The sequence below is a fragment of the Micromonospora sp. NPDC005172 genome (genome assembly GCF_040608555.1).
Lineage (GTDB): Bacteria > Actinomycetota > Actinomycetes > Mycobacteriales > Micromonosporaceae > Micromonospora.
Genome location: NZ_JBEXIL010000090.1, coordinates 1 through 12,056, shown reverse-complemented (window position 1 = coordinate 12,056; position 12,056 = coordinate 1). Strand labels below are relative to the sequence as shown.

At 72.2% G+C, this 12,056-nt stretch carries 13 protein-coding genes; 8 read left to right on the top strand and 5 right to left on the bottom strand.

From position 1 onward, the window contains the following. Positions 1 to 354 precede the first annotated feature (354 nt). The 4 genes from ABZV06_RS31315 to ABZV06_RS31300 all read left to right on the top strand — a co-directional run bounded on the left by ABZV06_RS31315 (position 355) and on the right by ABZV06_RS31300 (position 1,917). Complete coding sequence (locus ABZV06_RS31315; RefSeq protein WP_355248801.1) at positions 355 to 789, top strand: phage holin family protein; 435 nt, start codon at positions 355 to 357, stop codon at positions 787 to 789. After that, positions 786 to 1,148 carry a DUF3618 domain-containing protein gene (locus ABZV06_RS31310; protein ID WP_007458125.1) on the top strand — a complete coding sequence of 121 codons (363 nt, stop codon included), beginning with the start codon at positions 786 to 788 and terminating at the stop codon, positions 1,146 to 1,148. Before ABZV06_RS31315 ends, ABZV06_RS31310 begins: the two co-directional genes overlap by 4 nt. Then, complete coding sequence (locus ABZV06_RS31305; protein WP_355248798.1) at positions 1,145 to 1,417, top strand: DUF4235 domain-containing protein; 273 nt, start codon at positions 1,145 to 1,147, stop codon at positions 1,415 to 1,417. The genes ABZV06_RS31310 and ABZV06_RS31305 overlap by 4 nt, the downstream gene beginning before the upstream one ends. Positions 1,418 to 1,713: 296 nt before the next feature. Next, positions 1,714 to 1,917, top strand: coding sequence for a cold-shock protein (locus tag ABZV06_RS31300; protein ID WP_013732668.1), 204 nt, complete (start codon positions 1,714 to 1,716; stop codon positions 1,915 to 1,917). A gap of 87 nt (positions 1,918 to 2,004) precedes the next feature. Here the strand turns inward: ABZV06_RS31300 and ABZV06_RS31295 are convergent, their stop codons facing one another. Further along, positions 2,005 to 2,199 carry a hypothetical protein gene (locus tag ABZV06_RS31295; RefSeq protein WP_355248795.1) on the bottom strand — a complete coding sequence of 65 codons (195 nt, stop codon included), beginning with the start codon at positions 2,197 to 2,199 and terminating at the stop codon, positions 2,005 to 2,007. Positions 2,200 to 2,293: 94 nt separating this feature from the next. Beyond that, positions 2,294 to 3,277 carry an aldo/keto reductase gene (locus ABZV06_RS31290; RefSeq protein ID WP_355248792.1) on the bottom strand — a complete coding sequence of 328 codons (984 nt, stop codon included), beginning with the start codon at positions 3,275 to 3,277 and terminating at the stop codon, positions 2,294 to 2,296. A gap of 82 nt (positions 3,278 to 3,359) precedes the next feature. On the opposite strand from ABZV06_RS31290, the gene ABZV06_RS31285 reads away from it, so the two are divergent. Beyond that, positions 3,360 to 4,157 (top strand): trans-aconitate 2-methyltransferase, encoded by a 798-nt coding sequence (locus ABZV06_RS31285; RefSeq protein WP_355248789.1) that lies wholly within the window; start codon positions 3,360 to 3,362, stop codon positions 4,155 to 4,157. Next, entirely contained in the window at positions 4,154 to 5,176 is a 1,023-nt protein-coding gene (locus ABZV06_RS31280; RefSeq protein ID WP_355625841.1) for an adenosine deaminase, read from the top strand. The genes ABZV06_RS31285 and ABZV06_RS31280 overlap by 4 nt, the downstream gene beginning before the upstream one ends. Positions 5,177 to 5,435: 259 nt before the next feature. Here ABZV06_RS31280 and ABZV06_RS31275 read toward each other — a convergent pair whose 3' ends face one another. Together ABZV06_RS31275 and ABZV06_RS31270 are read right to left on the bottom strand one after the other, a co-directional pair. Continuing rightward, entirely contained in the window at positions 5,436 to 6,839 is a 1,404-nt protein-coding gene (locus ABZV06_RS31275; protein ID WP_355625839.1) for a HAMP domain-containing sensor histidine kinase, read from the bottom strand. A gap of 29 nt (positions 6,840 to 6,868) precedes the next feature. Next, positions 6,869 to 7,558 (bottom strand): response regulator transcription factor, encoded by a 690-nt coding sequence (locus ABZV06_RS31270; RefSeq protein ID WP_074318485.1) that lies wholly within the window; start codon positions 7,556 to 7,558, stop codon positions 6,869 to 6,871. Between the two features lie 73 nt (positions 7,559 to 7,631). On the opposite strand from ABZV06_RS31270, the gene ABZV06_RS31265 reads away from it, so the two are divergent. After that, positions 7,632 to 8,549 carry an ADP-ribosylglycohydrolase family protein gene (locus tag ABZV06_RS31265; RefSeq protein WP_355625837.1) on the top strand — a complete coding sequence of 306 codons (918 nt, stop codon included), beginning with the start codon at positions 7,632 to 7,634 and terminating at the stop codon, positions 8,547 to 8,549. Between the two features lie 295 nt (positions 8,550 to 8,844). Here ABZV06_RS31265 and ABZV06_RS31260 read toward each other — a convergent pair whose 3' ends face one another. Then, positions 8,845 to 9,753, bottom strand: a complete 909-nt coding sequence (locus tag ABZV06_RS31260; RefSeq protein WP_355625835.1) for a DUF1775 domain-containing protein — start codon at positions 9,751 to 9,753, stop codon at positions 8,845 to 8,847. Positions 9,754 to 9,928: 175 nt separating this feature from the next. On the opposite strand from ABZV06_RS31260, the gene thrS reads away from it, so the two are divergent. After that, entirely contained in the window at positions 9,929 to 11,938 is a 2,010-nt protein-coding gene (gene thrS, locus ABZV06_RS31255) for a threonine--tRNA ligase (protein ID WP_355625833.1), read from the top strand. Positions 11,939 to 12,056 lie beyond the last annotated feature (118 nt).

The window sequence follows — 12,056 nt, the reverse complement described above, 5'->3', positions numbered from 1 at the left end:
CGCCACCCACTCCCCCTCCCACTCCCACTCCCACTCCCGATCCCACCCCCCACCCCCACCCCGTTGATCATGAAGTTATTGCCTCTCGCTCCGGCGTGTCCTGGCAATAACTTCATGATCGACGGGCAGAACGGGAGAGGGAGTGGGATCGGGAGTGGGAGTGGGAGTGGGAGTGGGAGTGGGTGGCGGTCTGGGAGGTTTGGTTGGGGTTGCGCGGGGGATGTGCTGCCGGACGTCTGTGACGTGATCGGCGCGGCATCCGGACAACGACGACTGTGCGCCGCACGTCGCGTTTTAGGATTGACCGGCGGCTACTCCGGGCATACAGCGCGGTGATGAGGAAAGGAGGACAGCATGGCTGACGTGGCGAATGCCCGCACATCCCGAAACGGGAGCGAGCCCTCCACCGCCGAGCTGGTGCAGCGGGCCACCGAACAGGTCTCCCGTCTGGTACGCGACGAACTGGCGCTGGCCCGAGCGGAGTTGACCGAGAAGGGCAAGCACGCGGGCATCGGGATCGGCCTGTTCGGCGGCGGCGGAGCGATGGCCTTCTACGGCCTGGGTGCCCTCGTCGTCACGGCGATCCTGCTGCTGGACCTGGTGCTGCCCGCCTGGGCCGCCGCGCTGATCGTGGCGGTGGCGCTCTTCCTGGTGGCCGGCATCCTCGCGCTGGTCGGCAAGAAGCAGGTCAGCCGTGCGGTCCCGCCGGTGCCGGCGGCAACGGTTCGCAGCCTCCGGGCTGACGTGGACACCGTGGCCGCCGCGGTCAAGGACAGGGGACGGGCATGACGGGCAACGGGACGGGCGACACCGAGGCCCTGCGTGAGGAGATCCGCCGTACCCGGGTGGAGCTGGGCGAGACCATGGAGGCGCTGGCCGCCAAGGCGGACGTCAAGGCCCGCCTGAAGGAGTCCGCCGAGCAGGCGCGGGAGCGGATGCGCGAGCAGGCGGCACAGACCGTGGCCCGGGTCCGTGGGCAGGCCGCGCGTGGCGCCGGGATGGCACGTGCCCAGGCGTACGACAAGGGCGGCCTGGTACGCGAGAAGAGCGAGTTGGTTCGACGCAACCCGGTGCCGTGGGCGGCGATCGCCGCCGGCGCGGTGGCCACCGTGGTGGTGCTCATGATCGTGCGGGGGAGGCGTAGGTGAGCAGGAGTATCGGCAAGGTCGCGTACCGGCCGGTCGGCGTGTTGCTGGGTATCGCCGCGGGTACGGTGGCCGGCGCGATCTTCCGGCAGGTCTGGAAGGTCACGGCGGGCGACGGCGAGGCGCCGAACGCCACCGACGAGGATCGCCGGTGGGGCGAGATCCTGGCCGCCGCGGCGTTGCAGGGGGCCATCTTCGCGGTGGTCCGTGCCGCCGTGGACCGGGGCGGAGCGGTCGGCGTCCGCCGGATGACCGGCCACTGGCCGGACTGATCGGACTGACCGACGCATAGACGTCAGGCCCCCTTCCATATCGACGGGAAGGGGGCCTTTCGCACGACTCGGAACGCCGCCCAGCGACCTGAGGCATCCGTCAGGTCACATGTCGGAGAAATTCGTCGGACAGGTCGTGCAGAGTTTTTGCGTACGTGATTTGCTTTCCACGCTGTTGCGAGATGGCGTGGGTTGAGAGAAGTCTCCTTCGCGGGGGCCGCCTCAGACGCCGCTGCTCGAAAACGGCCAATCGGCCGCACGGCGTGCACGGCCGCCAGTTTTAGAAGGAGATACACATGGCGCAGGGAACCGTGAAGTGGTTCAACGCTGACAAGGGCTTCGGCTTCATCACCGTCGACGGCGGGGGTGCTGACGTGTTCGTCCACTTCTCGGCCATCCAGTCCAGCGGCTACCGCACGCTGGAGGAGAACCAGCGGGTGGAGTTCGAGATCGCCCAGGGTCAGAAGGGTCCGCAGGCCGAGCAGGTCCGTCCCCTCTGACGCACCGGCCGGCCCCCGCCGGTCAGGGCTCGTTGAAGTGAAGCCCCGTATCCCCACCCGGGATGCGGGGCCTTCCACGTCCGGCGGTCAGAGTCGGCGGCGCGAGCGCAGTCCCAGCCAGAGCGCCACGAGCCCGGCCAGGGCCACGATCGGGCCCAGCACCGCCCAGAGCGTCTCGTCGGTCATCACGCTGCCGTCGACGTAGCCGAGCCCCTGCACCGTCCACACCGCACCGACCACAACGGCCAGCAGGCCGAGGGTGAGTGTCAACCAACCCCTCATCGCGCACCCTTCTCGCCGGGTCGGGCGGCACGCCGCCCCGAGTGTCCAGCATCGTCGGTCCGACGGCGCGACGCGAGCACCCGGGGTCGGCGGCTCACCACCGGTCGTGCACCTGCGGGCGGATCAGCTCGTCGTAGACCTCCCGTACACCGGCCAGTTGGGCGGCCGTGAGCGGCGGCAGGTCGGCCGCGGCGGCGTTGCGCCGGGCCTGCTCGGCGTCGCGCGCGCCGGGGATGACGACGGTGACGCCGGCCTGGTCGAGTACCCACCGCAGCGCGAACTGCGCCATGGTGCGGTCGGCGTCGACGAGCGGCGCGAGCCGGCGTACGGCCGCGAGCCCCTGCGTGTAGTCCACGCCGGAGAACGTCTCGCCCACGTCGAACGCCTCGCCGTGTCGGTTGTAGTTGCGGTGGTCGTCGGCGGGGAACTCGGTGTGCTCGTCGTAGCGGCCGGAGAGCAGACCGCTGGCCAACGGCACCCGGGCGATGATGCCGACGCCGGCCTGCGCGGCCGCCGGCAGCACCTGCTCCAGCGGCTTGTGCCGGACGGCGTTGAGGATGATCTGGACGCTGGCCACGCCGGGTCGCGCGATGGCGGTGAGCGCCTGGTCGCAGGTCTCCACGCTGACGCCGTAGCCGGCAATGGCCTTCTCGGCGACGAGGGTGTCCAGAGCGTCGAACACCGCGTCGTCGGCGAAGACGGCGCTCGGCGGGCAGTGCAACTGGACCAGGTCCAGGGTGTCCATCCCGAGGTTGGTCCGGGACCGGTCGGTCCACTGCCGGAAGTTGGCCAGGGTGTACGCCTCGGGCCGCTGCTCGACACGCCGGCCCATCTTGGTGGCGACGGTCAGCCCGGCGTCGGGGCGGGAGCGGAGGAAGCGGCCGATCAACTGCTCACTACGGCCGTCGCCGTACACGTCGGCGGTGTCCAGGAAGGTGACCCCGGCGTCCACGGCGGCGCTGAGCACGGCCATGGCGTCGGTCTCGCTGACGGTGCCCCAGTCGGCGCCGAGCTGCCAGGCGCCCAGGCCGACGACTCCGACGGTCCGGCCGAGCCGGTTGAAGCTGCGCTGTTCCATGCCCCGAGCCTAGTGATCGGGTTGCCGGGCTGCCACGCGAGTCGTACCGTGAGCAAGACGGACGTACGGTTTGGAGGCGACCATGTGGGATCCGACGACGTACCTGCGCTACGCCGACGAGCGCTCCCGGCCCTTCCACGATCTGCTCACCCGAGTTCCCGCCGTCCGGCCCCGCACGGTGGTCGACCTCGGCTGCGGCCCCGGGCAGCTCACCGCCACCCTCGCCGAGCGCTGGCCGGACGCCCGGGTCCTCGGCCTCGACTCCGCGCCCGAGATGATCGACCGTGCGCAGGCCCTGCCGACCCCCGTCGAGTTCGCCGTCGCCGACCTGCGCGACTGGCGTCCGACCGGCGACGAGGACGTGGTGGTCACGAACGCGGCCCTACAGTGGGTGCCCGGCCACCAGGACCTGCTGCGCCGCTGGGCCGGTGAGCTGCCCGCCGGCGCCTGGCTCGCCATGCAGGTCCCCGGCAACTTCGACGCCCCGTCGCACCGGGCGCTGCGCGAGGTCGCCGGACGCCCGGCCTGGCGCGCCGAGCTGGCCCCGCTCCAGCGCGCCGACCCCGTCGACGACCCGGCCGACTACGCGGAGCTGCTGACCGCCGCCGGCTGCGCCGTGGACGCCTGGGAGACTACCTACGTGCACCTGCTGCCGGCCGACTCCGCCGCCGACCACCCGGTGCTGACCTGGATGGAGGGCACCGCGCTGCGACCCGTCCGGGCCGCGCTGGACGCCGCCGGCTGGTCGGCCTTCCGGGCCGAACTGGGGGTACGCCTCGACGCCGCGTACCCGGTGCGGCACGGTCAGGTGTCCTTCCCGTTCCGCCGCGTCTTCGTCGTCGCCCGCACCGGCGGCGCCCCTGCACAGGAGAACCAGTGACCGATCTGACCACCTTCATCGCCGGTCTGCCCAAGGTGGAGCTGCACGTGCACCACGTCGGCTCCGCGTCGCCCCGGATCGTCTCCGAGCTGGCCGCCCGGCACGAGGGGCGCACCCCCGTCCCCAGCGACCCGGACGCCCTCGCCAGCTACTTCGAGTTCCGCGACTTCGCGCACTTCATCGAGGTCTACCTGAGCGTGGTCGACCTCATCCGGGACCCGGAGGACGTCTGGCTCCTCACCCACGAGGTGGCCCGGGAACTGGCCCGCCAACAGGTCCGGTACGCGGAGCTGACCATCACGCCGTACTCGCACGTCCGACGGGGCATCCCCGCGCCGGCCTTCTGCGAGGCGATCGAGGACGCCCGCAAGCGCGCCGCCGTCGACTTCGGTCTCGACCTGCGCTGGTGCTTCGACATCCCCGGGGAGGCCGGCCTCCCGGCCGCCGAGGAGACGCTGCGCATCGCGCTCGACGAGCACCCCGACGGGCTCATCAGCTTCGGACTCGGCGGCCCGGAGATCGGCGTACCCCGGCCGCAGTTCCGGCCCTTCTTCGACCAGGCCCGCGCCGCCGGGCTGCGCTCGGTGCCGCACGCCGGTGAGACCACCGGTCCGCAGACCGTCTGGGACGCCCTGCACGAGCTGGGCGCCGAGCGGATCGGGCACGGCATCTCCGCCGCACAGGACCCGGAGCTGCTCGCGTACCTCGCCGAGCGGCAGATCGGGATGGAGATCTGCCCGACGTCCAACGTGCGGACCCGCGCCGTGGCGTCCCTCGACGAGCACCCGCTGCCCCGGCTGGTCGAGGCCGGGTTGCTCGTGACCATCAACTCCGACGACCCGCCGATGTTCGGCACCACCCTCAACGACGAGTACGCGGTGGTGGCCCGACTGCTCGGGGCGGGCCCGGGGGAGCTGGCGGCGTTGGCCCGCAACGCCGTGACGGCGTCCTTCCTCGACGCGGCCGGCAAGCAGCGGATCAGCGACGAGATCGACGCGTACGTGGCCAGCGCCGGCTGACGTACGGGGTGAGCGGGGCGCGCGGCGGGAGCGTGGGTGTGGGGGGACCTGAGACTCCCGCCGCGCGCACGGCTCCACCGGCCGGTGGGTGCGCGGTGCGCTGGCCGGTGGAACTGGTGGGTTCGTGCACTGATCCTGTCAGCCCGCAAGCGTCTGACCGCGCTCGTTAACCTCGATCTAAGGAAGACTTGTGCCGCCGCACAGCCCCGGCGCGCCAGCCGATCGGAGCGCTCCCATCAACCGATCGGCCCGGGGGTGCTCAGTCGTCGGTGGGGCGCTGGCGGGGCCAGCGACGGCCGCTGCTCTTCGGCTCCCGGGCGTCGCGTGCCATCCGGCCCACGAGACCGAACCGGCTGACCTGCCGGGGCGTCGCGTCGGGGTCGGCGAGCAGCATCACCACGCTGGCGCCGCCCAACCGGGCCCGGTCGATGCTGACCGAGCCGTTCGCCTGCAATGACACCCGCTTGGCGATGTCCAGGCCGAGCCCGGTCGAGCCCTGGTCGCTGGTGCCCCGTCGCAGCGCCCGATCCGGGTTGGCGATACCCGGGCCGGCGTCGTCGATCCGGATCGCCACGTACCCGTCGCGGCGGGACACGGCCACCTCGAACGCCGTTCCCTGCGGCGTGTAGCGGAAGACGTTGCCGATCACCGCGTCCAGCGCAGCGGCCAACTCGGCGCGCGGCACCGGCGCGGGGATGCGCAGCTGGGCGCCGGTGACCCGGTGCGGCCGGTTCTGGTCCCCGGCGAGCGCAGCCCAGAACACCATCCGGTCCCGGACCACCTCGCTGACGTCGCACATCGCCGGGCCGGCCTCGTGCGCCACCGCCTTGCGGGTGGTCTTGATCAGCACGTCGATCTCGCCCTCGAGGGTCACGATCGCCTGCCGGATGCGCCGGATGCCCCGCAGCCGGTCCAGCTCCGCCGGGCTGAACGAGCCCACGCTCGTGTCGTCGGACTCCAGGGCCTCCGCGTCCAACCGGAGCACGGTCAACGGCGTCCGCAGCCGGTGCGACAGGTCGGCCACCAGTTCGCGCTCGTCGGTGCGGGCCGCGTCCAGCCGGTCGGCCATCCGGTTGAAGGCGTACCCGGCCTCCGCCAGCTCCCGCGGGCCGGTCGGCTCCACGCGTACGCCGAGGTCGCCGTCACCGATCGACAGGGCGGCCTTGACCAGGCCCTGGGTGGCGTCCACCGCCCGGGCGGCCACCCGGTCGACCACCAGCACCGCCGCGCCGACCATCGCCGCGCCCACCGCGAACAGCAGCAGCCAGGTGCCACCGGCGCCCTCGCCCAGCGTCGAGTCCGGCACGAACACCTCGACCACGGCCGTCCGGTCACCGAGGACCACCGGGTCGAGCCGTACCACTCCGCCGTCCACGTCGGTGACCAGCGAGCGCCGGTCGGCGCGCGCCCGGTCCAGGTCGGCGCCGCCGGCGCGGCCCGCGGACTCGTCCAACCCCAACCCGTACACCACCGGCCGGACCGCGGCGTCGTCGCCGCTGGCCACGACGGCCCGTTCGATCACCGCCCGGTCCGTACTCACCGCCAACGCCCCGGTCACCAGCGCGCTGCGTCGGGCCGCGTCGGCGATCGCCTCCTCCCGCGTCTGCTCCCGCAGGCTCAACCCGAGCGGGATCAGGAACGCGAGTGCGACGAGGCTGCACATGCCGGCCGTGAGCAGGGCCAGCGCCGTCCTCAGTCCGGTGCCACCAGCCGGAACCCGACCCCCCGCACGGTGCGCAGGTAGCGCGGCTTCGCCGCGGACTCGCCCATCTTTCGGCGGAGCCAGTACAGGTGTACGTCGATGGTCTGATCCTCGCCGACCGATGGCTGCCGCCATACCTCCTCCAAGAGTTCCCGGCGGGACACTACCCGCCCGGGTCGTGCGGCGAGATACGCCAGCAGGTCGAATTCCTTACGGGTCAGCGCCAGTGGCTCCCCGTCGAGGTGGGCGCTGCGCTCGCCGACGTCCACGCGCAGACCGCCGACGGTGTGCACCGCCGGCTGTACCGTCCGGCTGGCCCGCCCGGCGCGCCGCAGGACCGTGGTGATGCGGGCGTCCAGGTGCGCGCCCGTGAACGGCTTGACCATGTAGTCGTCGGCGCCGGCCCGCAGCAGCTTGACCACCGACTGCTCGTCGTCCCGGGCAGTGGCGATGATGATCGGAATGTCGGTGATGCCGCGCAGCATCCGCAGCGCGTCCGAGCCGTCCAGATCGGGCAGGCCAAGGTCCAACACGACGAGGTCGGGCGTCTCCGCGGCGACGCGTCGCAGCGCGTCCAGGGCGGTGCCCACGGCGTGCACGGCGTGCCCCCGGTCAGCGAGGGACCGCAGCATCGCGCCGCGTACGACGTGATCGTCTTCGACCAGGAGCACGGAGGCCACGACAAGACGGTACTTGGCCTGGCAAGTTGATCGCGTTGCGACGTACCGGTGAACCATGCAAGCTGGTAAGACGATGTCCTTCACCCTGTTCGCCGACGCTCGCCTGGCGCTCGCCCGGGACAGCCTCGCCGGCCTCTCGACCGGGGACGCGTTGGGGGCGCGGTACGTCCTGCCGGAGCCCCCGCAGGATCTCACCGACGCCGCGCTGCCGCCCGCGCCCTGGGAGTGGACCGACGACACCGAGATGGCCTGCTCGGTCGTCGCGGAGCTGGCCGAGTCGAGCACGATCGACCGCGACCGGCTGGCCCTGGCGTTCGCGCAGCGCTGCGGCGTCCAACGCGGGTACGGTCCCGGCGCGATGCTGATCCTGCGACTGATCCGCACCGGTACCCCGTGGCCGGTGGCCGCCGCGTCCGCCTTCGACGGCCAGGGCTCCTGCGGCAACGGGGCGGCCATGAGGGTCGGCCCGTTGGGCGCGTACTTCGCCGACTCCACCGCACGTGCCGCCGCGCAGGCCCGCGCCTCGGCCGAGGTGACGCACGCGCACCCCGAGGGGATCGCCGGAGCGGTCGCCGTGGCGGTGGCCGCCGCGCTCGCCGCCCGGGCCCGCCTGGACGGCCACCGACCGGCCCCGGCCCGGCTCCTCGCCGGTGTCGCCGCGGCGGTCGACGGCGGCACCGAGGTACACCGCGGTGTGCACGCCGCCATCGGGCTGCTCGGGCGGCCACTGCCCCGCGTGGTGGCGACGCTCGGTAACGGCTCCCGCGTGACCGCCCAGGACACCGTCGCGTTCACGCTCTGGGTCGCCGCCACCCACCTCGACGACTATCCGGCGGCGATCCGTACGTGCCTGAGCGCCGGCGGCGACGTGGACACCACGGCGGCCATCGCGGGGGCGGTGGCGGCGGCGTACACCGGCGTCGGCACCCCGGGCGGGGTGCCCGAGGCGTGGCTGGCCGCCCGCGAGCCGTTACCCACCTGGCTGCCCTGACCGCGTGGCTGCCTTGATCGCGTGGTTGCCTTGATCGCGTGGCTGCCTCTCTCCTTGGCTGCCCTGACCGCTTGCCCGTCCTACCTCACCGCCTGCACGCAGAGCCCGGAAGGGTGTGCCACGGCCCCTTTGCTCTGCTTCAACCCGCGCAACAGTTCGGGGGCATGAGTGTTGCGCGGGTTGAAGCAGAGCAAAGGACGCGTGGAGTGTCAGCCCATCGCCGGCCCGGCGATGGACTGACACCCCGCCAGCCGGTACCGGCGGTGCGGCCTCAGCCGGTACCGGTCGTGCTGCCTCAGCCGGTGCGGGCGGGAGTGGCTGCCGGGGCAAGCACCGCGACGGGCGCCGTGTCCGTGGGCGCGTCGGTGCCGTCCGGCTGCGGTGTGGGCGTCACCATGTCGGTCTCCGTCGCGCCGGTCACCTCCGCCAGCGCTGTCCGCTCCGCCGGGTCGCGTCGCCGCCACCGGCTGACCAGCCAACCGATGGCCGCACCGCCGCCCAGGCCGGCCAGCAGACCGGCGGCGAGCATCGCGTCGGCGCTGCCGGGCCCCTCGCCGGAGGCGCCCGCCGCGTCACCGCCGGAGGCGCCGTCGGCACCCTGCGCGCCGGCAGCCGGTGCGCCGTGGCCGCCGTGCGCGGCCGGTCCGGCGGCACCTGCGGCGCCCGGCGCGGCCGGCAGCAGCGTCAGCACCGGCGCGCGGTGCGCGGGGTCGGTGTCCGTCCACTGGACCACGATGCCGTCGGTGTACGTCTGGACGACCTCGAACCTGAGCCGCTCGGCCTGCGGCATCGGGCCCATGGACAGGGCCAGTTTGGCCGGGCCCGTCGAGCCTTCGCCGACGCGCACCCACGTCACCGCCGTGGTCACGGTGCTCACGCCGGACGAGTGGATGCCTGCCACCGGCTTGTCCAGGGTCCGGGAATCGATCTTGGGCGCCCAGCCGTCGACCGACATCGGGTAGACCTCGGCCACCGGCGCGTCGGCCGGCAACCGGATCTCGACCTGCTTGGTCGTCGTGCCGGCCCGCTCCTCGGGCACGGTGAACTCCAGCCGTACGGCGTCACCCTGCCGTGCCTCGGTCGGGGTGGTCGTCACGTCCGCGGCCTGCGCCGCTGCGGCCGGCCAGAGCAGCAGCCCGGCCGCGGTCAGCGCGGTCACCGCCGCGCTCCGCCGCCGGCGGCCACCGCCGTGCGTGCTCGCCATCTCGTGCCCCCATCCGTCTCGCGCGGCCGGCACCGGTTTCCGGCCACACCACCTAGTTCGGATTCGAGGCACGAAAGGTTCAACGCGAGCCGTCCGGAAGGCGCCGGCGGCGCGACCGATAGCATCGGCAGGAGCCGAGGATCGGCGCCGTTTCGTACCGCTTGGAGGAGTCACCGTGTCCGCACCCCGTACCCCCGCCGTGGCCGACCCCGTTGTCGTCGCCGCCGGGACGACGGCGGCCGACGCGGTGGCCGCGGCCGGACTGCCCGCGAACGGTCCCAAGGCGATCGTCGTGGTCCGCGACCCGCAGGGTCAGCTCCGCGACCTGGACTGGACCCCGGCCGAGGAGACCGTCGTCGAGCCGGTAAGCCTGGACTCGCCGGACGGGCTCAACGTGCTGCGCCACTCCACCGCGCACGTGCTCGCCCAAGCCGTGCAGGACGTCTTCCCCGAGGCCAAGCTGGGCATCGGCCCGCCCATCGAGAACGGCTTCTACTACGACTTCGACGTCGCCAAGCCGTTCCAGCCCGATGACCTCGGCAAGCTCGAGAAGCGCATGCAGGAGATCATCAAGTCCGGGCAGCGGTTCCGTCGCCGCCGCTTCGGGAGCCTCGACGAGGCGCGCGCCGAGCTGGCCGACGAGCCGTTCAAGCTGGAGTTGATCGAGGTCAAGGGCGAGGGCCTGGACACCGACGAGGTGATGGAGGTCGGCGGCGGCGAGCTGACCATCTACGACAACCTCGACGCCAGGGAGGACAAGGTCTGCTGGTCGGACCTGTGCCGGGGCCCGCACCTGCCGACCACCCGCCTGATCGGCGCGTTCAAGCTGATGCGTTCGGCCGCCGCGTACTGGCGCGGGTCGGAGAAGAACCCCCAACTACAGCGGGTGTACGGCACCGCGTGGCCGACCCGGGACGAGCTGAAGGCGTACCTCAAGCTGTTGGAGGAGGCCGCCCGGCGCGACCACCGCAAGCTCGGTGCGGACCTGGACCTGTTCAGCTTCCCCGACGAGATCGGCTCGGGCCTCGCGGTCTTCCACCCCAAGGGCGGCATCATCCGCCGGGAGATGGAGCACTACTCGCGGCGGCGGCACGAGGAGGCGGGGTACGAGTTCGTCAACACCCCGCACATCACCAAGGCGCAGCTGTTCCAGACCTCCGGTCACCTGCCGTACTACGCGGACACCATGTTCCCGCCCATGCAGTTGGAGGGCGCGGACTACTACCTCAAGGCGATGAACTGCCCGATGCACAACCTGATCTTCAGGGCGCGCGGGCGGTCGTACCGGGAGCTGCCGCTGCGGATGTTCGAGTTCGGCACGGTCTACCGCTATGAGAAGTCCGGCGTCGTGCACGGTCTGACCCGGGTCCGAGGCCTCACCCAGGACGACTCGCACATCTACTGCACCCGTGAGCAGATGGCCGGCGAGCTGACCACGCTGCTCAGCTTCGTGCTCGATCTGCTGCGGGACTACGGCCTGGACGACTTCTATCTGGAGTTGTCGACCCGGGACGACTCGCCCAAGTTCATCGGCGCCGACGAGGACTGGGCGGAGGCGACCGAGGCGCTGCGGACCGCCGCCGAGACGTCGGGTCTGGAGCTGGTGCCCGACCCGGGCGGCGCGGCGTTCTACGGGCCGAAGATCTCGGTGCAGGCGCGCGACGCGATCGGCCGCACCTGGCAGTTGTCCACCCTCCAGGTCGACTTCAACCAGCCGGAGCGGTTCGGGTTGGAGTACCAGGCCGCCGACGGCAGTCGCCAGCGTCCCGTGATGATCCACCGGGCGCTGTTCGGGTCGATCGAGCGGTTCTTCGGGGTGCTCACCGAGCACTACGCGGGCGCGTTCCCGGCGTGGCTGGCGCCGGTGCAGGTGGTGGGCATCCCGATCCGGGAGGACCACACCGACTACCTGCACGGCTTCGTCGCGGCGCTGCGCGCCGAGGGCATCCGGGCCCAGGTGGACGCGGGCGACGACCGGATGCAGAAGAAGATCCGCACCGCCCAGCAGCAGAAGATCCCGTTCATGGTGATCGCCGGTGACGACGACGTGGCCGCCGGCACGGTCTCCTTCCGCTACCGCGACGGCTCCCAGCGCAACGGGGTGCCGGTCGCCGAGGCGGTGACCCACGTCCTGGACGTGGTCACCTCCCGCACCAACGTCGGCCCCTCCGCCGCGGCGGAGTAGGGCTCGCGCGCCGCGCGTCATGGTTGTGCTCGATCCAGGAAGTAATGTGGGGCCCCCCCCGCGGGGGCACCAAAAACCATGTTGGTAGCTTATAAAAAACATCGAGACACCAATCAAA